Origin of the sequence: Huijunlia imazamoxiresistens (assembly GCF_037132455.1) — a bacterium.
In the GTDB taxonomy this organism is placed as follows: Bacteria; Bacteroidota; Bacteroidia; order Chitinophagales; family Chitinophagaceae; genus Flavisolibacter; species Flavisolibacter imazamoxiresistens.
In genome coordinates this window covers 4812-29789 of the sequence record NZ_JBBBEI010000035.1, presented here as the reverse complement: position 1 = coordinate 29789, position 24978 = coordinate 4812, and the positions used below count along the sequence as shown (strand labels likewise).

The 24978-nt window shown below is 59.8% G+C and carries 16 protein-coding genes and 1 riboswitch; of the genes, 8 read left to right on the top strand and 8 right to left on the bottom strand.

What is annotated here, in order from left to right; translation table 11 throughout:
- Window positions 1-33: 33 nt before the first annotated feature.
- The 3 genes from V9K67_RS24335 to V9K67_RS24325 all read right to left on the bottom strand — a co-directional run bounded on the left by V9K67_RS24335 (window position 34) and on the right by V9K67_RS24325 (window position 10890).
- Window positions 34-7623 carry a PA14 domain-containing protein gene (locus V9K67_RS24335; protein WP_336727227.1) on the bottom strand — a complete coding sequence of 2530 codons (7590 nt, stop codon included), beginning with the start codon at window positions 7621-7623 and terminating at the stop codon, window positions 34-36.
- Window positions 7624-7758: 135 nt separating this feature from the next.
- On the bottom strand, window positions 7759-8874 hold the full coding sequence (locus V9K67_RS24330; RefSeq protein ID WP_336727226.1) for a hypothetical protein: 1116 nt from the start codon (window positions 8872-8874) through the stop codon (window positions 7759-7761).
- Window positions 8875-8880: 6 nt separating this feature from the next.
- Window positions 8881-10890, bottom strand: coding sequence for a hypothetical protein (locus tag V9K67_RS24325; RefSeq protein WP_336727225.1), 2010 nt, complete (start codon window positions 10888-10890; stop codon window positions 8881-8883).
- A 476-nt stretch (window positions 10891-11366) separates the two neighbouring features.
- Here V9K67_RS24325 and V9K67_RS24320 point away from each other — a divergent pair, with 476 nt between their 5' ends.
- From V9K67_RS24320 to cobC, 8 genes are all read left to right on the top strand, one after another.
- Entirely contained in the window at window positions 11367-12845 is a 1479-nt protein-coding gene (locus V9K67_RS24320; RefSeq protein WP_336727222.1) for a cobyric acid synthase, read from the top strand.
- A gap of 25 nt (window positions 12846-12870) precedes the next feature.
- A riboswitch (cobalamin riboswitch) is annotated at window positions 12871-13066 on the top strand.
- Between the two features lie 33 nt (window positions 13067-13099).
- Window positions 13100-14329, top strand: coding sequence for an ABC transporter substrate-binding protein (locus tag V9K67_RS24315; protein WP_336727219.1), 1230 nt, complete (start codon window positions 13100-13102; stop codon window positions 14327-14329).
- A complete protein-coding gene (locus V9K67_RS24310) occupies window positions 14329-15405 on the top strand; it encodes a FecCD family ABC transporter permease (RefSeq protein ID WP_336727216.1) in 1077 nt (358 codons plus the stop codon). The genes V9K67_RS24315 and V9K67_RS24310 overlap by 1 nt, the downstream gene beginning before the upstream one ends.
- Complete coding sequence (locus tag V9K67_RS24305) at window positions 15405-16487, top strand: ABC transporter ATP-binding protein (RefSeq protein WP_336727215.1); 1083 nt, start codon at window positions 15405-15407, stop codon at window positions 16485-16487. Before V9K67_RS24310 ends, V9K67_RS24305 begins: the two co-directional genes overlap by 1 nt.
- On the top strand, window positions 16484-17035 hold the full coding sequence (locus tag V9K67_RS24300) for a bifunctional adenosylcobinamide kinase/adenosylcobinamide-phosphate guanylyltransferase (RefSeq protein WP_336727213.1): 552 nt from the start codon (window positions 16484-16486) through the stop codon (window positions 17033-17035). Before V9K67_RS24305 ends, V9K67_RS24300 begins: the two co-directional genes overlap by 4 nt.
- Window positions 17002-18015 (top strand): nicotinate-nucleotide--dimethylbenzimidazole phosphoribosyltransferase, encoded by a 1014-nt coding sequence (cobT, locus tag V9K67_RS24295; RefSeq protein ID WP_336727212.1) that lies wholly within the window; start codon window positions 17002-17004, stop codon window positions 18013-18015. Before V9K67_RS24300 ends, cobT begins: the two co-directional genes overlap by 34 nt.
- A gap of 1 nt (window position 18016) precedes the next feature.
- Entirely contained in the window at window positions 18017-18808 is a 792-nt protein-coding gene (locus V9K67_RS24290; protein WP_336727211.1) for an adenosylcobinamide-GDP ribazoletransferase, read from the top strand.
- Window positions 18793-19308: an alpha-ribazole phosphatase gene (gene cobC, locus V9K67_RS24285; RefSeq protein ID WP_336727209.1), complete on the top strand. Its 516-nt coding sequence runs from the start codon at window positions 18793-18795 to the stop codon at window positions 19306-19308. The genes V9K67_RS24290 and cobC overlap by 16 nt, the downstream gene beginning before the upstream one ends.
- 5 nt (window positions 19309-19313) lie before the next feature.
- Here the strand turns inward: cobC and V9K67_RS24280 are convergent, their stop codons facing one another.
- From V9K67_RS24280 to V9K67_RS24260, 5 genes are all read right to left on the bottom strand, one after another.
- On the bottom strand, window positions 19314-19616 hold the full coding sequence (locus V9K67_RS24280) for a hypothetical protein (protein WP_336727208.1): 303 nt from the start codon (window positions 19614-19616) through the stop codon (window positions 19314-19316).
- Between the two features lie 403 nt (window positions 19617-20019).
- Window positions 20020-20193 (bottom strand): hypothetical protein, encoded by a 174-nt coding sequence (locus tag V9K67_RS24275; RefSeq protein ID WP_336727206.1) that lies wholly within the window; start codon window positions 20191-20193, stop codon window positions 20020-20022.
- A gap of 211 nt (window positions 20194-20404) precedes the next feature.
- Window positions 20405-21619 carry a YyaL domain-containing protein gene (locus V9K67_RS24270; protein ID WP_336727205.1) on the bottom strand — a complete coding sequence of 405 codons (1215 nt, stop codon included), beginning with the start codon at window positions 21617-21619 and terminating at the stop codon, window positions 20405-20407.
- 151 nt (window positions 21620-21770) lie between these two features.
- Window positions 21771-23009 (bottom strand): DUF2264 domain-containing protein, encoded by a 1239-nt coding sequence (locus V9K67_RS24265; RefSeq protein WP_336727203.1) that lies wholly within the window; start codon window positions 23007-23009, stop codon window positions 21771-21773.
- 116 nt (window positions 23010-23125) lie between these two features.
- The coding region (locus V9K67_RS24260; RefSeq protein ID WP_336727201.1) for a beta-galactosidase small subunit-related protein at window positions 23126-24978 on the bottom strand (1853 nt) is incomplete at its 5' end.

Here is a 24978-nt window from a genome sequence, read left to right as displayed (position 1 = left end):
GAACAATTCTGTGTTCAGAGGGGGCGTACGGATTTATTCCTGGGTAAGGGCGCTGCGGCTTTCCCGGATCGTCATAATCCCTCTTTCGGTTTCCTTCTTCACGCGGATCAGCGTGCCGTCATCGTCGTACTCGTAAAAGGAAGCGTAATTATTCTCGTCCCCTTCGGCCAGCAGCCGCAGGTTTTCGGGGTGGTACACAAAGGTTTTCAGGCTGCTGTGGTAGGGCTGCACGCGGATGTCGTCCACGTACACAGCCCGGTCCGTGCCCCGGATGCTGAGGGAGAAGGTGGTAGCGCCGGCAGGTATTACCAACTGGGCCTCATAGCGCTGCCAGCCTTCGATGCGCACCCCTGTCTGCTGCAGGGCCACCGTAAGCGGACCACCCGGAGTAGCCAGCAGGGCCGTTATCACATGCTCCGGAGCAGGTGCCGTGGCGCAGTCCTCACCGTCCAGGCGTACCCAGGCGCTGACCACCATCCGGCTGTTTTGAAGGGGCGAGAACCGGGGCCGGAAGATGCGTTCGGGTTTGGGATTGTTGAGGCCAATGCAATAATAGTTTACCCCGTCAACCACGGAGCCTGATGTATCCGCATTATCGGTGTAGAGAAATTCTTTGGGAATAATGCGGGGAATGGAATCGGGCCCGGACCACCATAGCTGTGCATAGCCCCCCGTTGTCGGGTAAGGGGAAAACTTCAGCTCTATGCCGTACAATGCTCCGGCCTCCAATTGATATGTCCCATTCAAACCAGGTCGGATAATGTTTCTTTCAGCTTTTATCTCCATCGACATTTCGCCAAAGGATTGGGTAAAAATTCGGTAGGTGCCGGTCCCGGGTGCCTGCAGCTTTCCTTTCCACACCACATCAAAGTTTCGGTTACACATGCCCGGCGCGGGCAGGATAGAATCCCATTGGAAATGGATGGCGCTCTTCTGTACCAAGGTTTGGGTCATTTTTTTGCGCCCCATAAGCCGCCCCGAACAACTATCTTCCGGATAACCGGTATAGGTTGCCATCAGGCCCTCGCCCCTGCCCACCACCATGGTGGTCGTCACCGGGGTGGAGTCCACCCGGATGGAAAGGGCGGGCACCCGGGCGTCCTCTCCTTCCTCTACTACCGGAACGGTAATTTTAGCTTCAGCTCCCGCTTCTACTTTAAGGCTGTACCGCCCGGTATGGCTTTGGGCCGTCGTGGCATGCACACCCGGAGCAGGAACAGAAGCACTGCCGGTCCGCCGGTAATAAACCGGGAGATCAATAGCGCCTTCTTCACGAAGCGTAAAATCAAAATCGCGGGGCGAGGGACAGGTGGTGCAGGTTTTAGTATGGTAGTCGTAGTCCTCAAACCCATCGTACAGCAACTCACGGTAGCGGCTGTTACTGGCCACGGCCACCGGCAACGTGGCGTTGTAGCCGTACAGACCGGAATTGTAACGACCCAGGGGATCGAAGTTTTCGGTTTCGAGGCCCTTCCGGTTGAAAGCGGAGGCCGAGCTATTCCAGACCCACTGCGCAGTATCGATGGTCGCCTGCAGCGCTACGGGGGCGAACTTCCAGTGCGGGGAAAAGTTTTTCAGCAATCCTTCCCTGCGTATATCCGTACTGGTGACAGAGGCGTCCCCTTCTACCCGGTCACCATAAAAAGAATAACCTTTATCCGGCCGCCAGTTGCCCAGGATGCCCCACCGGTAAGGATTAACGGAAGAGTCATTGATGTAGTCCCGGCAAACGGTATAAACGGAATCGGTAAGTGTTTTATAATGGATGACCAATTGGGGCAGGAAGCAATCGCAGTTTATTCCCGCAGTTCCCCTGGAAGCCTGGGAGCAAAGATCCTTATTGATATTGCTTTCCTGCTTGGCACAAAAGGACAGGTAGTTCAATTCATTGTTTTTATCATTGGTCGCCCATTTCTTTTTTAGCTCAAACATTAATCCATAACGGGGATTACCCAACGAACCCTGCAAGGGCAACCTATGCAGGTCCCGGATAAGTTCCGTACAATTCAGGTCGACGTGTTTATCCCTATCAATTATTAACTGGTTCTGGGAGGTGGTTTTATATTCATCATAGGGAGTTGAACGATTCCAATCCGCTTCAATTCTTTTTATTTCCGCTTCAGGCTGGCCGGAATAATACACTTTTTCTGCATTCCAGTTAACACCGTATTCTTTTGGACAAGCCTTAACCCATTCATCGTATCCGGTACTCTTCTGATGCCATAAATTTTTTGGAACTCTTGGAGCAAAAGACAGGGTTGCGTTGGTAATGATGCCATTGGAGGGAATAATATTCAGGTCAAATGCCAGGATGCTCTTTGAAAACACGCTCTTGGAGCGGTCACATTTTCTCCATTTCAGGTATTCGAAGCTGGCAGCGATTAAGTCGGCGTCTTCCTGATAAGCAGTATCCTTAATTTCACCGTTTCCATTTTTATCCAGCTTAACGATGCTGACCCTGGGATTTAATATTACCGGTTCTTTTTCCTTATACACCTGGACCACCGTATCCTTTAAAAACCTGCTATTTTCCACGCTCCAGAAATCCTTGTAGGTCACTGCCGAAGCCTGCACCACTTTGGAGGCGCTGTCGAATACCAGGCGCAGGGCGCCACCTTCCTCCTGCCGGATGGGATTGGCCAGGGTTTCAATGCTGCCCACCCGGTCGGCGAGCAGGTTGCGGCGGCCCGAACGGAGGATGCGCAGGCCATACACCCGCCCGGTCAGTGGACGGCCTTCCGCATCGATGAAAAATAATCCCGTATGCTGCTCCCGGCCCCTGGCCGCATCCAGCACCCAGGCCTTAATCTTCGTTCGGGTCACCTGCGTCGGCTCGTTCATGCCCAGGCAGGCCGGAACGGCACCGGCCGCCTGGTCGCCCATCTCCAGGAACACCTCTTCGCCGCCTTCAAAGTACCGCTCCACCGGGAAGGGCCGGTGGGTGTCATCGCCAAAAAATAGTTTTCCGCGGATGAGGCCCAGGTTGCGGAACACGGCATCCGTATTCTTATAGGCCGGCCCCATGCCGCTGTAGGCCCAGTGCGCCGGGTAGCTGAAGGTATAAACGGGGTCGTTGAACTCGTTGGCCGTACGCGCCAGCACCACCTCGCCGGTCTGCCCGTCGTATAAAAGATTTTTGGTGTGCACCACGCTGCCTTTATTTAGGGCTACAATGCTGTCCAGGATACCCTGCCGCTGCACGATCTTCACGGTGGCTACGGAACGGAACCGCGTCTCCTCCCGCTGGGGCATCGGAAACAGCGTGGGAATGGGGATGAAAGGGATAATGCCGATACCGGGAAGGATATCCAGGTTCACCGACCGGTTTTCCGCAATGGTGCGCGACACCTGCTCGCGCATGTCCACCATCAGCTCGATGTCCTTGCCGATCTGCCCGGCGGTATTAATGCGGCCACTCACCGAATCCGCTACCCAGGCGGTGTTGCTTAACCGCTTTCTATAAGCTTTGTCGTCCTCGGTGCGGTAGTAATAAGTGACGGAGTTCACGGGATGCACGGGGTCACTCTCGGCATAGCCGGCCTGGGCCTTCATCCGGCCGTGCATGTCGTTCAGCTCGATGCGGAAGCCCTGGCTGAGGGAAACCTGGTGGGTGGCATTGATCTTCAAAAAATTGCGCAGCTTCGGTTGGTAGCGCTTTTTCGACGCGTCGTCCAGCAGGCTGTGCTCGGCAAGGGTGGGAAAATCCCGGGCCGTATAAAATTCGGCCTCCTGCCAGCCGTTGGCCGATTTGGCTTTCTGGTGAATGGTGCGCACCCGCACCCTGGCATACCCGACCATGGGCGCCGGGAAAAAGGTTTCGCCTAAAGGCTCTTCGCTGAACAGGTAGCTGGCCGGCGCCAGGGGCGCCAGCTTTTCGGCATAGGGGATCGGGTTTTTAAACGGATTTTCCTCCCCGCCGATCATAGGCTCCCAGGAAGCCACGCCGCTGCTGATCTCCACCTTCTGTCCTCCCAGTTCTTCCAGGGTAGTATACGTATACTCCTGACCGTAAGAGGCTTCTTTCATACCGGTCATTTTGTTCCAGTTGTCCCAAAGCTCCACCCGCTTCACCCGGAGACCGCCGCCATATTTTTTGAGGGAGGGGCTGGCCAGGCGAATAAAAGAGCGCTCCAGGTCGATCTCCGCGCACCAGCCTTTCTGCCGGCTGGCTTTATCAAAGCCTGCCAGTAGGTTCCGGACCTCGTTGAACCGGGAAGCCAGCATTTTGACGGCATCCCCCAGGTCCAGGTCATCGCCCAGCTCGGAGCCCGGATATGCCTTGGAGGGAAGGTTCAGCCGGAGAAACTGGAGCGCGGCACGGGCCAGGGGGCTTTGCCCCTCTACCGGTTTTAAACGGATCCAGAACAGGCGGTCGTCGCCGGTAACCAGCCCGTAATTTTCCGCAGTGGCATAGACCGGCACCAGCTCGTAGCCGCTGCCCCATTTGTCGGACGGCATCTTCACCGCCAGCTTGCAAAACAGGCTTTCCATTCCCTGCAGGTAGCGGGCCTGCAGGTCGGCCCTGCTTTGCAGGGGCACCACGGACCGCACAAACACATAATAACAATCCGCAGAAAAGTCTTTATACAGGCGGTTGCCGTTGGGGTTTTCCGGGCTGGCGGAAACCGCCGCCAGCGGAAAGAACTGCGCCGCCCGGCGGTCCTGTACATAGGCGTAATCATCGGCCTCGTAGGTCAGGTGGAGGCGGCCGCTGCCGGGTAATTGGATATCGGACAGGGTCCAGGCGGCAGCGCCCCTTGCGGCGGCGGCGCTGTCCTGGACGGCATAGGGATAATCACTGTTGGCCAGGCGACCGGGATTGGCCGCCTCATCCTTAAAGTTGCCCCAGCGGTCGTATTGTTTTGGATGATAGGCAGGGTTGTAAGCGGGCAGCGGCCTGCCGCCGGCGCCAGGATGGTAGCGGAACACATAGGGATTGCGGCGGCCCTTCTCGTTGCCGTTGTAGGAAAACCAGACCGATTCGAGCGTCAGCTTGCCTTCCTCCGGGTTGCCGGCCGCCCCTTTGCACAGGTCGTAATTATAAGAGAAATGCACCGTTTTCACCGGCCGTGCCCGTTCGCCGTTTTTGACCAGGTCGGATTTGGCATATAAAACGATCTGGGTCAGCTTCCGCAGCGGCTGCAAAAGATTCAAGCCTCCGTTCGGATCTTTTACGGAAAAAGCGTCGCGACGATCGGCGGAAACCTTGAACAGGGCGACCATGGTCTTGGATTCCACCGAATGCAGGTACCACACCTCTTTCCTCCCGAACAGGTAGGTGCCTTTATCGTCGCGGCTATAGGTTTTCAGGCCTTCGTTGTAGTTGGCCATGCTATCCTGAAAGGGCGTGCGCCAGGCAAAAGCAGCTTCGCTGCCATAAATGCGGGTATAGTTGAATTTCACGGCATTGCCCGCATCGTCCTCGGTGATGCCGTTGCCGGTGACGTCCACGTAATCGGGGGAAAGAATAGCGGTCAGCAAAAAAGAGTGGGCGTAACCGGGAGTGGTCTCGCGGGTAAAGAAATGGTCCTTGCCCTTCCGGTTGCGATTGGGATCGTTGTCCTCGCCCTTGCTGTAAGTCACCAGTCCTTTCCGGCGGTTTTCTTCCTGCGCTTCGGGTGCTACGGAAAAGGTCACATCCTGCTGTTCGATGTTGTAGGCCGGCAGCCCGTAGACGTAGCGCCGGCCATCGCCATTGAGCACGGAGATCTCGGACAGGTGGTGCTTTTTGCGTAAAGTTTCGTCCACCCGTTTCAGCACCGTGGTCTGCCCGGCGCATTCGCTCGTGGGCAGGGCATTTTCGTTCCAGGAAAGCAGGTCTTTGTCCAGCCCATATTGTGCGGCCTCTTCGGCCGTTTTGTAGCTGATCACCTGCAGGCGCTTGTCCCGCTCGGGTTTGACCAGGCTGCGGGTCACCGGCAGCTCGGCCGACGGCCGCCCGTTTTTGTACGCCACCAGGGAGGCGGCCGCGCCAACGGCGGCCCCCGAACCCGAGAGCTTTACCCGTACCAGGTCGTCATCGCCCAGCAGGTGCTGAAAACTGCCGTTGCCGCCCCCTTTTTCGCCGGGGTTGCGGAAGTAAACGGACTGGTAGGTGGTGTCGCTGTGGGTGAAAGGCAAATAAGCCTTCAGGTCGTTGGCGCTTTCCCAGGCGCCATTCCGGGTATAGGCCTGGGTGTTCAGGTAATCCACGCCGCCATGGAAGATCAGGGGCACCGGGCCCAGGTCCAGCGACAGCCGGTTGTTGTTGCTTTTGGACGTCACCCGGTGGTCGCGCATGGCGCCGATATCACCACGGTAGGGCCGGAACATGCCGCCGGTCCCCTCCCCGGATATGGAATAAGCATCGTAGGTGTATTGCGGCAGCGCAATGTGTGGAGTGGTCTGCACATTGAAGGAAAGCTCCTTTTCGCGGTTGAAGTCGAGCAGGGCGTCGGGCCGGCCGTTGGCCTGGGGGTAATAAAGGTAGCCTACGGCCGGCTGCTTCCGTACACGGTCCTCTTCTTTTATTTCCTGCTTTGACACATACCCTTCTACCATCAGGTTGGTGAAGGAACCGGCTTTTTCCACGCCCAACTTGGTGCTGAAGGAAAATTGCGAAGCCGTAACAGGCAGGGTGATGGAAGGGGTGTACGAAGGCACGGCAAATGAGATAGCCGCGGTATGGGGAAAGGAAGTGCCGCCCGCTTCCCTATCGCCTTTTTCCAGGTGCCATCTTTTGGTGGTGCGGACCTCGGTATTCAACTGCAGCGCCGAAATGCCCGCCCGGCTGTTGTAACCGGTGCTCAGGCCCAGGGTGCCCCTGCCGTTCCACTCCTTCCCCTCGCGATCGAAGCGCACGCCTATGGAGGGGTTGATATCGATGCCGGTCTGCGAGTTGTGGCTCACCGCAAGCGAGCCGGTCAGGGGACCGTACGATTTGCTGCCGCCGTTCAGGGAAACGTTGACGCTGGATTCCTGGCCCCAGCCGTTGTAGTTGTTGTGAAAGATGCCCCCCTTCGCGGTCAGTCCCACCGGGGTGCCCAGCACCTCCAGGTTGCCCCCCACGCTGACGCCCACGGTTTTATTGACCGCCATGCTTTGCTCCTTGGTGATGCTGTCGTTGCCGTTGAAATCGTCGGGCAGCCCCCGCATGCTGCGGCTGATGGTGCCGGGATTGATGTTCCAGCCCAGGCCCACCCAGCTGGCCTCGGCATCCATGGAAATATCGCTGCTGTAGTGCAGGTTCACCGGGTAGCCACCCACGTCCATCAAGGGAATGCTGTACGAAAAGTCACCGCTGAACAGGTCCACCAGGTCCGTGGCATTGACGCTTTTAAAGGCGGACATTTCCGGCTGCCCGGGCCCGCCGGTATACCTGCGCTCTTTTCGGAACCCAGCCTTTTGCCGTTGCCCCGGATTTTCCGCAGCCGGAAGCGCCACCTTTGCTGCTGCAGGCTTGCCTGCTACCACGCCGGGATCAGCCAACCGCATGCCCGCCGGCAATTTTCCGGGCAAATAACATACATTACGCATCACCGGGGCCGCCGACGCAGCCAACGGTAACAGCAATTCCAGAAACAACAACAGCAAACTGCCAAAGGCCGACGCCTTCCGGTACCGGGTAGCTAACAGAACGATCATAAGTGGAAGAGAGGTTTTACGTTCGTGGTTTGTAGTTTGTGGTTTGTAGTTGCCCGGCATTGGCGAACAACCTTCCCGAAGCACCTAATTCCAAATTCCCAATCAACCAATGCCCAATTGCCTATTGCCTATTGCCTACTGCGCCTTGCCTTCCGGCCGGTGGTATTCGAAGCGCAGGCGCCAGGCTTCGTTGCGGGAGTTCACTACCTCCAGCAGGTACTGGTGCCGGTGCACGAAGGCCGGCAGGTGGGCGACCGGGTAGCGCACCCGGTTCGGACCCGCTACCAGCGGCAGGCTGTCGGCAGGCAGCGGCACCCTTTCGCGGCCAGGTAGCGACAGGTCGTACACCGCCAGGTTCCAGGCCGTGTCGCCGGCCTCGTTTTCGTAGCCGAAGCGCAACTCCCCGCTGAAGATCACCGGCACGCCCGCTTCGCCTTCCTTTTTCAGCCGTACAAATACAGCTTCGGGCACAGAAAGACTATCTACCCGCTGCGCTTCCGGCAGCCGGAAGGTCCAGATGGCGCTGGCCGAGACCGGCACGCCGGCATTACAGGCCCATACGTACCAGGCGTAGGTCTTTCCCGGCTGCAGCGTACGGGCGGAGGGCGGGTACGGCAGCACCGTCCCGAAAAGGCCCTGGCGAAGCAGCAGGGGCACATTGTACTGCACCGCCTCGGTCAGGGGCTGCTCCGGCAACACCTCCACCAGCCGCAGGTCGTAGGTCAGGCGGACAAACAGGTCCAGGGGAGCCGGCGGCAGCCAGCTGAACTGGGGTTGGCCGCCCTCCACCACCTGCCCCTCTAGCGGCGTGACCAGCAGGGGCGGTGAAAGGGGTTCTACCAGCAGCTCGCGGCATTCCTGCAGCACCGCACCGTGCGACTGCTGCACGTAAAACCGGTAGCACAGGCGGTAACGTCCGGCCGGCAGCAGGGTGCTCTCCGGACCTCCGGCCAGGTGCGGGGCACCGGCATACAGCACCGGGGCCACCATACCCCCGTGGAGCTGCGTGGTTCCGGTGGCCAGCACCAGGGGACGCGTGGTGGCGGCCAGCACTTCCTGCCCCGAAGCGGCGTCACTGACCGACAGCTCCAGGTGCAGGTCCAGGGCCGTGGCAGCTGTATTGGTCAGGACCAACGACCAGAGCTGCCCCTTCTGAACGGGGCCGGAAGGCGGCAACTGCGGCAGGATCATCAACTGCGCCGGCGCCGGCAGGCAGCGCCACAGGAAGAACAGGAGCAAGAGTCTTTTCATGACTACCTATTTAAAGTAACGGGTAAACCCGATCGTATACAGCTCATTGGCCACCAGCTGCTGCTTCGGCGCCGGCAGGAAGTCGCGGTCCAGGCGTGCCGACAGGTCGCCCAGCCGGTGCAGGGCCAGGCCCAGGGAGGCATGGAAGCCTACCTTCACCCCTTCGGCGCTCACCAGCTTGATGCCGCCCCCGCAGGTGACCCCTTTACCCGCCTTCCCCTCCAGGCCCAGCTGGAGCACCTCCTGCCGGTTGCTGCCGGAAGCGGTGTGCGCCGCCGACACCGAAGCCGTGTAGGCGGGAAACAGGAATACCTGTCCCAGGTAGAAGGACCGCGCCTCGTAGAACACAAACCCACTGTCCCGGCTATCCGAATAAAACCGGTGGAACAGCAGGGAGGAAGAACCCTTTGCCTCCCCTACCGCGTACTGGTGCTGGAGGCCGGCCTGCAGTGCCTGGTACCAGGTCTGGAACAGTTCGTCGCCGACAAGCGTGTATTGGGAAGAAGGCACGAATCCCACGGTTACCGAAGGCCACGAAGGGGGGCAAAAGCGGGCGCTGAAGCTTTTGAAAACCGTGCCGGCCCGGTAGCGCTGCAACAGGTAGGGATTGTCAAAATTGTTTTGCTCCAGCGCCGCCTCCAGGTGCAGCCGGCGCTTCCACAGGCACTGCCCTGCCCGGGCACTCCAGCGGGCGAGGGTGGAGGGCGCCTTGTAGCCGGTAAAATTCTGGAAGCGGATGCCGGTGTACTGGTACCGCCCTTCCAGCCGGGTGCCCCCTTTGGGAAAGGCCGCCCGTACCTGCAGGTCGTACGCCTGGCTGTTGCGGTCTTTCAGGCGGAAGAGGGGCTTTTTGACGGTGCCCGGCTCAAGAACGGCAGGAGGCGCCAGGGATTGCGCCGCTTCGGCGCCCAGGGTAATATGCTTTCCCGCATACCGGCCGGCCAGGCTCAGGCCGCTTACCCGGACCGATTCCCCGCCTGCCGTTCCCGAAAAAAGGGCCTTTTTGCCGGTGTAGGCGGTGGCGATCAGGTGGTGGCCTTCCTTGCGGCCGTAGCCCAGGCGGGCGGCGCCGATCCATTGCGGGGCCTCCGGTTCGTCTTTCCGCCCGAAGGAGCCCAGCCGGTACCGCACCGACCCGGCCGCCAGGGCGCTGTAGAAATTTCCCCGGTTGTATTCGATAGTAAGTCCGTTGACCGACATGTTTTCCAGCGTCAGGGCCGAAAAGGCAGGGGTGCTCCGGCCCAGGGCAAAGGTCTTTACCGCGGCGGCCTGCACAGCGGTCAGCGGGTTCCTTAGCCCCTGCTGCCCCTGCCGCAGGATTTTTTCCGCGGCCTGCAGCCGGTGGCGGAGCGAATCATATATTCCCTGCAGGGAGTCGCGCCGCAGGCGCAGGCTGTCGTAAACACCCAGGAAGGCCCGGGCTTCGGCCAGCAGGGAATCGCGGTGCAGGGAGTCGAGGTAATCGGCCGTCAGCAGGCGCTCGCGGCACTGCAGCCATTTGTTCACCACTTCCGGCGCCTGCAGCCAGGCCGTATAGCGGTCCACCTGCTGCAACTGCAACTGAGGAACATGCAGGCTGTCGCGGAGCTTTTTCGCATAGTCCTCCACGATAGCTTTCATGCGTTCCGCTTTCAAATGTGCAAAACCCAGGGCATCGAATTCCACCCGCAGGTCATGCAGATCCCGGAATGCGGGGTTGTTGGTTTCCCTGCCCGTATAGGTGAGGCGCAGGGGAAGCGACCGGCCGAGCAGCAGTGCTGCGGCGGCGGTAAGGAGGTGCTGGGAAATATTTTTCCGCTCGCCCCACCCGCCGGCATTGGTCTGCAGGCTCCAGTTGTAGTGCAGGTAGCTGCTGGAAGGGAGCAAAAAAGGTTTTTGAACAGGCAGGGAGGTGCGGGCTTCCTTTAATTGCCGCTCCAGGGTTTCCCGCAGCAGGGAATCCTGGGCCCGCAAAGCGGCCAGGGGCAGCACCCACAGGTACAGTGCAAACAATAAATGTTTACCTGCCTTACGCATAAGGAAGTGGTTATTTTTATTCCTGAAAAATTCTTCCGGTTGACGTTATCAGGGAAACGGGAATCGGAACAGAAAAAATCTTTCCGTTCGTTTCAGGAGGGTAACTGCTGTATTCGGGGATACTTGACACCGGGGCCTTGTTGGACAAAGAACACGCCTTGCCCCGGAATGGTTTTTACCTCATTAGGATGGACGATCGATAAAACAGCGGTGGAGGGTGATTGAAATTACATACAAAAAAAGAAGTATTTTTCAAATCTTCCATGTTTTCCGGGCAAAAAAATGAAAATTTTTTTTACTATTTACGGCCATAAAAACCGGATCATGACTATCAGCAAATTAGGGAAGGGCACCGGTATTCCCGGGGCCCTGGAGCGCGTTGCCGGCCGGCAACCGCCTTAATCGTTTTCCCTTACGGGCGACCGTTACCGCATCCGCCCTTACCTTTGCGCCCTTAATTTCAACAGGCTGTTGACATGAAAAATAAGCTCCCTTCCCTCCGCCCCCTGATGCTGGTCGGCACCGGTTCCGACGTGGGCAAAAGCGTCATTACCGCCGGGTTCTGCCGCATCTTCCTGCAGGACGGCTACGCCCCTGCGCCCTTCAAGGCGCAGAACATGTCGCTGAACAGCTATGCCACTCCCGAAGGCCTGGAGATCGGAAGAGCACAGGCCGTGCAGGCCGAAGCTGCCGGTATACCCTGCCATACGGATATGAACCCCGTGCTGCTCAAACCCACTACCGACCAAAGTGCCCAGGTCATCGTCAACGGCAAGCCCGTGGGCAACCAGTCGGCCTACGAATACTTTACCTCCAACGACCGGCATAGCCTTTTTGCCGCCGTCACCCGGGCCTACGACCGGCTGGCAGGGCGCTTTGCGCCCATTGTGCTGGAGGGTGCCGGCAGTATATCCGAAATCAACCTGAAGGCCCGCGACATCACCAACCTGCGCATGGCCCTGCATGCCGGCGCCGCCACCTACCTGGTCGGCGATATCGACCGGGGCGGCATCTTCGGCAGCCTGTACGGCACCATGGCCCTGCTGACACCCGAAGAACGCAGCTGCATCAAAGGCATCATCGTCAACAAGTTCCGCGGCGACAGCCGCCTGTTTGAAGACGGCCGGAAAATGCTCGAAGACCTCTGCGGGGTGCCGGTGCTGGGCGTGCTGCCCTACTTCCGCGACATCTTTATCGAAGAAGAGGATTCCGTGGCCCTGAAGCACAAGCAAAACAGCCCGGTGGAAGGAAGGGTGAACGTGGCGGTGATTCTTTTGAACCACCTGTCCAATTTTACCGATTTCGATTGTTTGGAAAAAGACCCAAGGGTCAACTTGTATTACACCAACCTGCCGGCGGAGATCGCCCAGTCCGATATCATCATCCTTCCCGGCAGCAAGAACACGCTGGCCGACCTGGCGGTGCTGAAAAGCAGCGGCACGGCGGCGGCCATCTGCCGGGCCCAGCGCGAAGGCAGGACGGTGATCGGCATTTGCGGCGGCTACCAGATGATGGGCGAAACGGTGGCGGATCCGCTGGGCGTGGAAAGCGCCCTGGGCAAAGTAGCCGGCCTGGGCCTGCTGCCCGTGCGCACCGTGCTGGGCGCGCAAAAGACCACGCTGCAGCAACGTTTCCGCTACCGGAATTTTGACGAAGCCTGCACCGGCTACGAGATCCATATGGGCTTGACGGAAGCCCCGGGACTGGAGCCCGTAGCGCATTTCCCGGATGGCCGCACCGACGGCGCCTGGCTGCACCCGAAATGCTGGGGCACCTACCTGCACGGCATCCTCGATAACGAAGCCGTTCGCAACGACCTGCTGGCGCCGTATACCGATGCTGCTGCCCGCCCGTTCGACTACCGCCGGTTCCGCGAAGAACAATACGACAAGCTGGCCGCCCTGATGCGCGAACACATCGACATGAAGCTTGTGTACCAGCACCTGAAACGGTAAACAGGCCGGTCGCTTCCGATTTATCCGTAGCTTTGCGGCCGAAGGTAGCACCCCTCAATGCTTTAATAGGGAATCCGGTGCAATTCCGGAACAGTCTCCGCTGCTGTAACCTCCATCACCAGGAACCGGCGCCACCCGCTCCACTGTCCCGCCTTAGGCGTGATGGGAAGGAGGCCGATTCCGGAGGAAGTCAGAAGACCTGCCTGAACAACCATATTTACGCAACGCTTTCGGAAGAAAGGCAAAAAGCTGTCATGAATCCACGCAGGTATATCACTGCCGGCAGGAAAACCATTTTCCTTCCCGGCCTTACGAGCGCCTTCCGGCGCACCGCTTTTCTACTTCTTTTATGGGTGGGCATATTGCTGTCTTCCTGCACCACTTCTACCCGGCCGCCGGCGGCCGCCCCTGCCGCCGATACCGGTGCGGCCTTTACGGAAAGCGCAACGGTGCACTATGCCAAAGGTTTTACCCTCGAATACTTCGACCACTACAAGGTGGCCCGGATCCTGAACCGCTTTTCCGACCGGGGCGACACCCTGCTCTACTACCTCGTGCAACGGGGCACTCCGGCTCCCGCCCTGCCTGCCGGCGCGCAGGTGATCGAGATCCCTGTCCGCAAAATGATCGTCACCTCCTCCATGCACATCGGCCTGGCGGAATATGCCGATGCCGCCGCCGCCATCATCGGCCTGGCCGACTTTAAATACGTCTCCTCCCCCACGGTGCGGAAAAACATGGCCGCGGGCAAGGTGGTGGAAGCCGGCGTGGAAGGGGCGCTGAACGACGAGCTGGCGATCTCCCTGCAACCCGGCCTGGTGATGACCACCGGCAACCCCGATTCGCGCTTCAGCCGCTACCGGACGCTGATCGATGCCGGCCTGCCGGTGATGATCAACTCGGAATGGCTGGAGACCGATCCGCTCGGCCGTTCGGAATGGGTAAAGCTGGTGGCCGCCCTGACCAACCAGGAAGCCCTGGTCAATAAAAAATTTGAAGCCGCCGTTACAGAATACCAGCGCCTGAAAGCACTTGCAGCCGGGGCTACGCAAAAGCCCTCGGCGATCGTGGGCCTGCCCTTCAAAGGCACCTGGTACGTGCCGGACGGCGACAGCTACATGACGAAGTTTTTACTGGACGCCGGCGGCAGCTACCACTGGTCCGATAAAAAAGGCACCGGCAGCATTCCCCTGAGCTTCGAAGCGGTGGCGCCCGTGGCGCTGACGGCCGACTTCTGGTTCCACCCCAGCGCCCTGCATACGAAAGCCGATATAACGGCGGCGGACAACCGTTATGCGCAGTTCCGGCCTTTCCTGAAAGGAACGATCTACAACAACAACAAACGGGAGAACGACATCGGCGCCAACGACTTTTGGGAATCCGGCGCCGTGAACCCGCAGCTGATCCTGGCGGACCTTATAAAAATCCTGCACCCGGAACTGCTGCCCGGCCACCAACTTTATTACTACAAACAGCTACCTTGATGCAAGCAGACCTCGTTGCGCGAAGCGCCGGCCAACCTCCTGCCGCCTCGCTGGGAAAACTGACCCTGCTGGCTGCCCTGCTGCCGGTGCTCTTTCTCCTGGACGTTGCCCTGGGCTCCGTCGCTATTCCCTGGCCGGCGGTACTGGATATTGTCCTGGGCAAGGAAACGGGCAATCCGTCCTGGGTATACATTATCGAGCAGATCCGCATCCCCAAGGCGGTGACGGCGGTGCTGGTCGGCTGCGGCCTGTCGGTCAGCGGCCTGCAGATGCAGACCCTGTTCCGCAACCCCCTGGCCGGCCCCTCGGTGCTGGGCGTGACCGCCGGCGCCAGCCTGGGCGTGGCCCTGGTGATGCTTTCCGCCGGCAGCATCACCACCTTGTATACCATCAAAGAGCTGGGCATTTCGGGCAGCTGGCTGGTGATCGGCGCTTCGGCGGCGGGTGCCGCCCTTATCATGCTGCTGATCGTGGCCATTTCGGCCCGCCTGCGCGACAACGTCATCATGCTGATCGTGGGCGTGATGATCGGCAACATCACCCTTTCGGTGATCAGCATCTGGCAGTATTTCAGCGCGCCGGAACAGGTAAAGGATTACCTGCTGTGGACCTTCGGCTCGCTGGGCGGCGTGTCGGGCAGCCAGCTGTACCTGCTGGCGGTGGTGGTGGCCCTGGGGCTGGCGGTGTCGTTCGCTTCTTCCAAACTACTCGATACCCTGCTGCTGGGCGAGCAATATGCCCGCAGCATGGGCCTGACCGTGGGGCGCGCCCGCCTGCTGATCATCATCAGCACCAGCCTGCTGGCGGGCTGCGTGACCGCCTTTTGCGGCCCCATCGGCTTCGTGGGCATCGCCGTGCCGCACCTGGCCCGGTCGCTCTTCCACACCTCGGACCACCGCAAGCTGATCCCGCTTTGCTGCCTCATCGGCACTTCGCTGATGCTGGCCTGCGACATCATCGCCCAGCTGCCGGGCAGCCAGTCGGTGCTGCCCATCAACGTGATTACGGCCCTGGTCGGCTCGCCGGTGGTCATCTGGATCATTATGAGCCGCAACAACCTAAAAGGGAATTTCTGATGGCGCACCCCCCACCCCTACTCCACACACACGACCTCGGCATCGGCTATAGAGCCGGGAATAAAGGCGTCAAAACGCTGGCGGCCCACCTGCAGCTGGAAATGGATCCCGGGCAGCTGATCTGCCTGCTGGGACCCAACGGCGCGGGCAAGTCGACCCTCATCCGCACCCTGGCGGGCCTGCAGCCCGCCCTGGCCGGAACGGTGGCCATCGGCGGCCGGGCGCTGGCGAACCTGAAGCCGGGCGAACGGGCACGGCTGCTGAGCATCGTGCTGACCGAACGGGTGCGCTCGGGCAACCTGAACGTTTCGTCCATCATCGCCCTGGGGCGCTACCCGCACACCAACTGGCTGGGCACCCTGGCGCCCCGCGACCGCGAAATGGTGCAATGGGCCATGGATACCACCGGCACGGCCGCCTTTGCCCAACGCCGCCTGGAACAGCTCAGCGACGGCGAGGCCCAGAAGGTAATGCTGGCGCGGGCCCTGGCCCAGGACACGCCGGTGATTATCCTGGACGAACCCACCGCCCACCTGGACCTGCCCAACCGGGTATCGCTGATGCGCCTGCTGCACCAGCTGGCGCGGACCACCCAAAAGGCCGTGCTGCTGTCCACCCACGACCTCGACCTGGCCCTGCAAACCGCCGACCAGGTGTGGCTGCTGGGGGCCGACGGCCGTATGGCCACCGGCGCCCCCGAGGACCTGGTGCTGAACGGTACGCTGGAAGCCGTATTCCAAAACGAAGGTTTCCTCTTCGACAAGGCCACCGGCACCTTCAGCATCCACCAGGGCGGCGAACAAAGCATCTTCCTGAAGGGAAAAGGTGCCGCCGGGTTCTGGACGAAACGGGCGCTGCAGCGCGCCGGCTTCAGGGTGGTTGCAGAGGCCGCCGCCTACCGGGCCGTGGAAATTGAAGAAGCGGACGGCCGCCTGCAGTGGCGCTACCGCCAGGGCACCCAGCACGAAACGCACCACCGCATCGCCGACCTGCTGGCCTCCCTGCAACGCAAGAACCCCTCCGAAGGCCCGCCCCTGCAGCACGCCCAGCCCTTTACCCCTACCAACAACACCACCGCATGATCATCTATATTTCCGGGGGCGCCCGCAGCGGCAAAAGCCGTTTTGCCCAGGACCTGGCCCTCCGCCTCAGCCCCGAACCCGTCTACCTGGCCACCGCAAAGATCTGGGACGACGACTTTGCCCAACGCGTGCAGCGCCACCGGTCGGACCGGGGCCCCGAATGGACCACCTACGAAGCCTGCCGGGAACTGCACCAGCTGCCGCTGCAGCACAAGACCGTAGTGATCGACTGCGTCACCCTCTGGCTGACGAACTATTTTTCGGACTACCCGGGCGACATCGACCGCTGCCTGCAGGAGTTCCAAAGAGAGATCGACCGGCTCCGGGAACTGCCCGGCACCTTCATCATCATTTCTAACGAGCTGGGCATGGGCCTGCACGCCCATACGGAGGCGGGCCGCAAATTCACCGACCTGCAGGGCTGGGCCAACCAGTACGTGGCCCGGCTGGCAGACGAGGCCATCTTCATGGTGTCCGGCCTCCCGCTTTACCTAAAAACACAAACCGGCAACACATGCGCAACATCGCCCCACAAATTCAATCCCTGATCGACCAGAAAACAAAGCCCCTCGGCGCCCTGGGCATGCTGGAACGCCTGGCCCTGCAAATCGGGACCGTACTGAACACCACCACGCCTTCCCTGCAACAACCGCATATCGTGGTGTTTGCCGCCGACCACGGCATTGCCCGCGAGGGCGTCAGCGCCTACCCGCCCGAGGTGACGGCCCAGATGGTGCTCAACTTTTCGGTCGGCGGCGCCGCCATCAATGTCTTTTGCCGGCAGCACGGCCTCGGCCTCACCATCGTCGACGCCGGCGTGGCCTATGACTTTCCGCCCGACCTGCCCATCCGCCCCCAGAAAGCGGGCAGGGGCACCCGCTCCTTTTTGAAGGGCCCGGCCATGGAAATAGCGGACGTCCACTTCTGCCTGGAAAAGGGCCGCGAAGTGGTGCGGGAACGGCACGCAGCGGGCTGCAATACCATCGGCTTCGGTGAAATGGGCATCGGCAATACTTCTTCAGCAGCCATGCTTATGAGCCTGCTTTGCGCCCTGCCCCTGGAAGCCTGCATCGGCCGGGGCACGGGACTTTCGGAGGAACAGTTTGCCCGCAAGCAAGACCTGCTGCACCAGGCAATGAGCCACTACTCCGGAGCCACAAACGATATTTACGGCCTGCTGGCGCAGTTCGGGGGTTACGAGATCGTGCAGATGGCCGGCGCGGTGCTGGAAGCCGCAGATCGCGGGATGCTGATCCTGGTGGACGGCTTTATCGCCACAGTAGCATTTTTATGCGCCTTTAAAATAGCCCCGCCGGTCCGGCGGAACGCCCTCTTCTGCCACCAGTCGGAGGAACAGGGCCACCAACGCCTGCTCCGGTTCCTGGAGGCGGAACCCGTACTGCAGCTGGGCATGCGCCTGGGCGAGGGCACGGGCTGCGCCCTGGCCTTCCCGGTGCTGCAAAGCGCCGTGGCATTTTTAAACGAGATGGCCAGCTTCGAAAGCGCCGGCGTCAGCAACAAATCCTAGCATGAAACGCGAACTACAGGTATTCCTCACCTCCCTGATGTTTTATACCCGCATACCCTGCGGCCGGTGGGTACGCCACGAGGGCGGCCTGCTGAACGAAGCGACCCGTTACCTGCCCCTGGTGGGCTGGATCGTAGGCGGGGTTTCCGCCGCCGTTTTTTGGACCGGCACTTATTTGCTGGGCGCGCCCCTGGGCCTCCTGCTGTCCATGGCCGCCGGCGTGCTGGTGACCGGGGCGTTTCACGAAGACGGCTTTGCGGATTTCTGCGACGGCTTTGGCGGCGGTTGGACGAAAGAAAAGATTTTGGAGATCATGAAGGACAGCCGCACGGGCAGCTACGGCGTGGCCGGGCTGGTGCTGCTGCTGCTGGCAAAATTCCTGGCGCTGCAACAACTGCTGGAGGGCGTAACGGCAGATCCGGCTTTCGTGTTCCTGCTCTTCATGACGGCGCATGCCGCCAGCCGGTTTACGGCGGCCACCTTTATTTTCACCCATGCTTACATCCGCCCGGCGGGCGACAGCAAGGTGAAGCCCGTGGCCCATAAAACGCATCCCGCCACCCTGTACCTTTCCCTGGTCTTTGCCCTGCTGCCGCTGGCGGCGCTGGCAGCGTACACCGGGAAGCCCGTCCTGTTCGCGGTAGCTATCCCGCTGTTCCTGCTGCACCATTTTCTCGGCCGCTATTTTACCAAGTGGATCGGGGGCTATACCGGCGACTGCCTGGGAGCGGCGCAGCAGCTGGCGGAGATCGTTATTTACCTGACCTGTATTGTCGTATGGAAATTTACCTGATCCGGCATACGACGCCGGACATTGCCCCGGGCATGGTGTACGGCCGCTCCGATGTGCCATTGGCCGCCACCTTTGCGGACGAGCTGCTGTGCGTACGGCAACGACTTCCCCATCCGGTAGATGCGGTCTATTCCAGCCCTTCGGGCAGGTGCCGCCGGCTGGCCCATGCCCTCCGGGAAGACTATAACGTGGATGAACGGTTGTACGAGGTGGATTTCGGAAACTGGGAGGGCAAGACCTGGGCGGAGATCTGCCCGGAAGAATTGAATCCCTGGATGGAAGATTTTGTACACCAATGCCCGCCCGGGGGCGAAAGCCTCCTGCAGATGCACGGGCGGGTACTGTCCTTCTGGGAGGAGCTGCAGCAACAGCGCCACCAACGGGTGGCCGTCGTGACGCATGGCGGGGTCATCCGCCTGTTGCTGGCTGCCCGGGACAATATTCCCCTGTCCGGGATGTTCGACATCGAAGCGCCTTATGGCGGTGTGTTTTTATGGTAAGGGCCTTACGAAAGCGAAGTGCTCCAGACGGCGCGGGCGCCGGAAGTTTTTCCCAGCGTCAGGGTATACATCAGCCGGATGTTGACCGGAACCCGGAGGGTTTTGGAAGTTTCATTGCCGCCTACGGTCAGCTCGACGTAGCCGTCGGTCTGGGTTTCTACGGTCCGGTGGTGCAGCTCGCTGGCAGTGCCGGAAAGCAGGCGGTCTGCGGTGTTTTCCGCCGGCCGGCAGTCGGTCAGCTTCTCCAGGATCACGGGGGGCAGGTTCAGGGTACTTTGTACGGATAATTCAGGTAACAGGCTTTTCATGATCAGTATTCTTTTCTTGTAACAGGATGGTGCAAAGCTAGGCGGTGGCCCTGTCGGCAGGCATGACGAGCGTTAATTCATAAAAGGATACTCATCAGCTCATTCACGTACCGGGAGCAGGAAACCTCTTCATTTATACGAATGTGTAAACAAGACGCATACCAAAAGAAAAACAGCAGCCTCGTCCGCAAAACAATGGGAAATTTGTAACAGTTGGGGCGCAAAAGAGTCAAATGAGAAAGGCTTTTAAAGCAAGAGCCCGGAAGCACCAAAATATTGTGGATGCTTCCGGGCTCTTGCCATTTATGTGTAGCGGACCGGAGGTTTGCCCGGGAAGTCCCGGAACGAAAAATGCCGGTTGACCAACCAGCATTGTGGAGCGGCCGGTTGGATGCCGGGCCGGTCAGCGCTTCTTTTTGGGGTCTCTTAACGGGAAGAGAATATCATGAGCCGTTTCGTAACCCGCGTCGGCGATGGTGACGCGTTTTTTCCGTACTTGAGACTTGCGGATAAAATAGGCTATCACCCCTACGGCAACAACAGAAGCAACACCAATAGCTAAAGTATTTTTTTTCATCAAATGGTAAATTATTGAACAGGTAAAGTAAAAAAATTATGCCGAATACGGCGGTCCTATTTTGTTAAAATAACGCTTATTTCCTTAATAAGTAACCAGTTACCCCGCATCCACGCCCCCATTTTTCACACCGTTTCCGCCCTTTGGGCCCAACCGCTGGTTCCCCTGCGGCAAAATAAAAAAAAGACGGGAATGCAGCCCCTTTCCCCCTTTATTTCTTCCGGAAGTATTCGCGGTAGCGCTGCAGGGCTTCCACATAATAGTAATCCCCCTCGGGCAGCGCCCCCTCCACCGTGCCGTTGGGAGCCGGGAGGCCAGCACAGCGCTGCAGCAGGAAACCGCCATTGGTACCGGGGGCCGCCCGGAATTCCGGCGAGGAAAGGGTATGCAGCAGGGTATCGGCTACCCCGAAATATTCACGGGCCAGTTTTTTGTCGACATAGCCGCCCAGCTCCAGCAGGGCCGATGCCATCAGCGCCCCGGCCGACGCATCGCGCAGGGCATCGGGAATCGCGGGGGCATCAAAGTCCCAGTAGGGCACCTTATCCGCCGGCAGGCGGGGATGCGACAGGATAAAGCGGGCAATGTTCTTGGCCTGCTCCAGGTATTTGGGGTCCCTGGTTTCGCGGTACAGGACGGTATAGCCGTACAGGCCCCACCCCTGCCCCCGCGCCCAGGCAGAGGAATCGGCCGCTCCGCGGGCGGCGCGCGGCCGCTTTACCGCCCCGGTGCGCCCATCGTAGAGGAGCACCTCGTAGGCGCCGAAGTCGGGACGAAAATGGTGGCGCAGCGTGGTGTTGGCATGCGTTACGGCCACCTGGTACAGCGAGCGGTCGCCGGTGGCTTTGGCGGCCCAGAACAGCAGTTCCAGGCATCCCAGGTTGTCGATGGAAACGGGGAAGTCGCCGGGGCCGGCCGAATCGCGGGAAGGAAAGCAGCCCACCTTCGGCTGGAAGCGGCTGGCCAGCGAGCGGGCGCTGTTAATGAGAATATGCTTGTATTCGGCCTGCGGGGCGATGCGCAGGGCATTGCCGAAACTGTTGTACAGCATGCAGCCCAGGCCGGGGGAGCTTTTATTGAATTGTTCTTTTTGCAGCAGCTTCATCCGGCGTACGGCTTCTAAGTACAGGGACGAATCCTTTGTTTGCCCGAAAAGCAGCAGCAGGGTGCCCGGGAAAAAACCACTGCTCCAGTTGTCCGAAGCGCAGGTTTCGAGCCGGCCCGTCTGCGGGTAATAGGCCAGTGGAAAGGAATCGGCCGGCAGGTTGTTTACCAGCATCCGGTACTGTGCGGCCGCACCGGCCAGGTTCTGTTCCAGCAAGGCCAGCCAGGCAACATCGGGCCTGCGGTTAGCTTTCTGCGAAAGAACGGGCGCAACGGATACCAGGAAGAACACGATCAGCAGGAAGGGAAATCGCAAGCGCATAATCGTTGATTTTGGTAGGTGATCAAGAACCGGGAATCGCTACAGGTAATATAGTAAGTTTTTTGCAGGAATCCCAAATGAGCCGGCCCATTTGGGAGCAAAAAAAAGCCGTCCCGGGGGGACGGCCTTTAGGGTTGATGCAAAGGGCCTTTTAATGAGGCAGGTGCAGCGCATGGTCGCCGGGGAAATCCTGTCCCGACCACACCTTCACGGCCGTCCAGGGCTGCGGGGGCGCCGACCAGAATTCGTCGGTCTCGGGCAGGCCCAGGGGCAGAAAGATGTTGGCGCACAGGTACACGCTGCCGGAATTGATATAAACGTCGGCCAGGTTGGGCTGGCTGCCGTACAACCCGATGGTCAGCCACCCTTCGGGCGTAAAGGTGTTGGGGGCATCCAGGGTTTTGCGGATCACTGCCGTCAGGGCGCTGCGCACCTGGGCGGGCGGCAGGGAGGCGGGCAGCTGGCGGCGCAGGGCCATGTCGGCCAGGTGCTGGAAGGCGGCGCCGCGGTACACGATGGAGCGGCCCACCACGGGAAACGACCCGTCGGTATTGATGTTCCGCTCCTGGAGCTCCGCGTAGCGTTTGTTGATCTTATCGAGGTTGGGCGCAAACCAGTTGTAGGCTTTGGTCTTTTCGTTGACGATGCCCACGATGTTCGCCAGGTAGGGCTGGATCACGTAGCTGTTGTAGTAGTCGTAGGCAAAGTTCATCCCGTCGGCGAACAGGCCGTCGCCGGTGTACCAGTGCTGGGCGAATTCGCGGATGCCGAACTCGATGCGCACCTTGTCGTACTCCAGGCCGTACTTGCAGAAAAAGGCCTCGATCATGCCGGTGAAGAGTACCCAGTTGGTGTAGACGGGCACCGTGTTGCGGGTGATCTTTAGCGCCGTCACTACCTGCTGCTTCGTCGTGTCGGTCAGGTGTTCCCACAGCCAGGGGCAACGTACCAGGCCCAGCGCAAAGAAGGAGGCGTCCACCAGGGGCTGCCCGCCGTTCCAGGTAAGGTAATCCGGCGAAGCGGGATTCACCGCCTGGGCCACCGCCTTCAGCGCCCACTGGCGGTACTGGTCGCGCAGGGCCACTTCTTCCTTCGTGCCGCCTTCGCCATTGAGCCAGGGCGCGATGCCGCTCAGGGTGCGCCCGAAGGCTTCAAGATAGGCCGCCCTGGTGCGGCTTTCCTTGTTGTCGATCCGGGGCGACAGCACCACCGGCATCTTTTCCTTTAACCGTCCCTCAGCCAGCTGCGACAGCACGGGCCGGGCGACCTTATCGAGGTAACCGAGCCACAGCTTGCGGTCGCTGACCGGGGCGGCGCCTTTTTTCTGGGCGCCGGCGGCGTGCACCAGCAGGATACACAGCAGCAAAAGGGCCGCGGTTCTTTTCGTCATTTTTTTAAAAAACATCAGAAAGAAAGTTTACAGGGTTGTATAAAAGCGGCCGGGAAAAATAAACCTGGCAGGTTTTGAAAAACTGCCAGGTTTATAATAAAAGCCGTTGGAACCATTTATGGATGTACCGCCAGGCTTTTGTCTTCTACCAGTTTGATGGTATAGGTGTAGGAATATTTCTTGTCCAGCAGGCGGTACTGTTCGTGCGGCAGTGCGCCCCAGCTGTCGTCGCCGCCCACGCCCCGCTGCTTCAGGTCGATATTCAGGAACACCGCCCTGCGGGGTTTGACATCGGTGGGGTGCTGCTGTTTTTTGGTCAGGCCCGGGTCGAGGTCTTCGGTCGACTGGTTCAGGGCACTGAAACAAATGGGCTGCGCCCCTTCGATCACCATTCCCTTGCCTTCGCCATTGGTCAGCGCCAGCCAGCGAACATCGGTCTTATAGCCGTTTTCCTGGGGGCGGATATAGCCCATGGTGGACTGGTTGGCCACCCTATCCTTGTACAGGCCCACGAACGAAGCGGTGTTGCGGTCGCTGTAGTTTTCCCAGGGCCCGCGGCCATAATAGCTCAGGTGCTCGAACTGGCCGGGCAACTGCATCCGCATGCCGAACCGTGGTAATTCAGGCAGGTTCCTGCCGGTCATATCGATGGAGGAGGTAATGCGAACGGAGCCGTCATTTTGAATGAGGTAGTCGATCGTATACGGCAGGTTCACGCCGCTCAGTTCATACACCACTTTCACCGGCAGGCCTGCGGCAGTTTTTTCGCCGGCGGTCACGCTTTTTACCAGGCGGTTGATATGGGCCGTTCGCCAGATGCCCAGCGACACCTGCATATTGTTGCCGAAATCGTTATCGGTCGGCGCCCGCCAGAAATAGGGTTCGGGGAACTGCCCGCCCATGGAACCTTCGCCATTCAGCGCATACCGGGTCATTCTTCCCTCCTTCAGGTCGAACTCGCCCCGTACGTTGCCGGCGGAAAACCGCAGCCTGTTGCCTTCCGTGCTGATCTCCAGCTTGCTTTCGCCGGCCATATTGGAGGCAAAATAATCGCCGCCAACCTTGAACTGCTCCCGTGCCAGCTCGTGTTGGGCAGGGATCATTTCCGTTGCGGTTTTCGTATAGGCATAAACGTTGAGAAAATATTCCGTGCCTGCCCCGGCTTTAATTTGCGGCAGGGGCAATGCCACTTCCTTTTCCTGGTGCGGCGCCAGGCTTACGGCAAAGTTGCCTTCCTTCACCTTGCTGCCGTTCTGATACAGTTCCCATTTGAACTGGTACTGATCGAGGTTGGTAAAATCAAACAGGTTCCGCACCGTTATCACTCCTTTGGCGGCATCTTTAGCACGGAACAGGATATTCTGGTACACCTTTTTCACTTCGTAAAGTCCCGGGTGCGGGCTGCGGTCGGCAGCCACCAGCCCGTTGGCGCAGAAGTTCTCGTCGTTTTGCAAATGATAGCCGCCCAGGTCGCCGCCGTAGGCAAAGAAGGGCCTGCCATCCGGGGTGGTGGTCGCCATGCCCTGGTCCACCCAGTCCCAGATAAAGCCGCCCTGCATGTGCGGGCTGCCCATGATGATATCGAAATATTCCTGGAAGTTGCCGTTGCTGTTGCCCATGGCATGCGAATATTCGCACATGATGTAGGGACGTGTTTTGCTCTTGTCGTCGGCATACCGCTTCATGTCCCGGATACGGGGGTACATGGGGCAGACAATGTCGGTATTCCAGTCTTCACCGGCCTGCTCAAACTGTACCGGGCGGCTCTTATCGCGGCCTTTGATCCAGGTGTAGGTATCATGAAACACCTTACCGTTTCCGCATTCGTTGCCCAGCGACCAGATGATCACCGAGGGGTGGTTTTTGTCGCGCTCCACGAGGCGTACGGTGCGGTCTATGTGCGCGGGCGCCCATTGGGGCAGGTAGGCCGGGTGTTTGGTGGTATCGAACCATCCCTGCAAGCTGGCGC

Bases quoted from the DNA above. Each gene is read 5' to 3' on its own strand.
- V9K67_RS24305 (WP_336727215.1), top strand. From the start codon at position 15,405: ATGGCGCACCCCCCACCCCTACTCCACACACACGACCTCGGCATCGGC.
- cobC (WP_336727209.1), top strand. From the start codon at position 18,793: ATGGAAATTTACCTGATCCGGCATACGACGCCGGACATTGCCCCGGGC.
- V9K67_RS24335 (WP_336727227.1), bottom strand. From the start codon at position 7,623: ATGATCGTTCTGTTAGCTACCCGGTACCGGAAGGCGTCGGCCTTTGGC.
- V9K67_RS24275 (WP_336727206.1), bottom strand. From the start codon at position 20,193: ATGAAAAAAAATACTTTAGCTATTGGTGTTGCTTCTGTTGTTGCCGTA.
- V9K67_RS24315 (WP_336727219.1), top strand. From the start codon at position 13,100: ATGAATCCACGCAGGTATATCACTGCCGGCAGGAAAACCATTTTCCTT.
- V9K67_RS24300 (WP_336727213.1), top strand. From the start codon at position 16,484: ATGATCATCTATATTTCCGGGGGCGCCCGCAGCGGCAAAAGCCGTTTT.
- V9K67_RS24325 (WP_336727225.1), bottom strand. From the start codon at position 10,890: ATGCGTAAGGCAGGTAAACATTTATTGTTTGCACTGTACCTGTGGGTG.
- V9K67_RS24330 (WP_336727226.1), bottom strand. From the start codon at position 8,874: ATGAAAAGACTCTTGCTCCTGTTCTTCCTGTGGCGCTGCCTGCCGGCG.
- V9K67_RS24280 (WP_336727208.1), bottom strand. From the start codon at position 19,616: ATGAAAAGCCTGTTACCTGAATTATCCGTACAAAGTACCCTGAACCTG.
- V9K67_RS24270 (WP_336727205.1), bottom strand. From the start codon at position 21,619: ATGCGCTTGCGATTTCCCTTCCTGCTGATCGTGTTCTTCCTGGTATCC.
- V9K67_RS24265 (WP_336727203.1), bottom strand. From the start codon at position 23,009: ATGACGAAAAGAACCGCGGCCCTTTTGCTGCTGTGTATCCTGCTGGTG.
- cobT (WP_336727212.1), top strand. From the start codon at position 17,002: ATGCGCAACATCGCCCCACAAATTCAATCCCTGATCGACCAGAAAACA.
- V9K67_RS24310 (WP_336727216.1), top strand. From the start codon at position 14,329: ATGCAAGCAGACCTCGTTGCGCGAAGCGCCGGCCAACCTCCTGCCGCC.
- V9K67_RS24320 (WP_336727222.1), top strand. From the start codon at position 11,367: ATGAAAAATAAGCTCCCTTCCCTCCGCCCCCTGATGCTGGTCGGCACC.
- V9K67_RS24290 (WP_336727211.1), top strand. From the start codon at position 18,017: ATGAAACGCGAACTACAGGTATTCCTCACCTCCCTGATGTTTTATACC.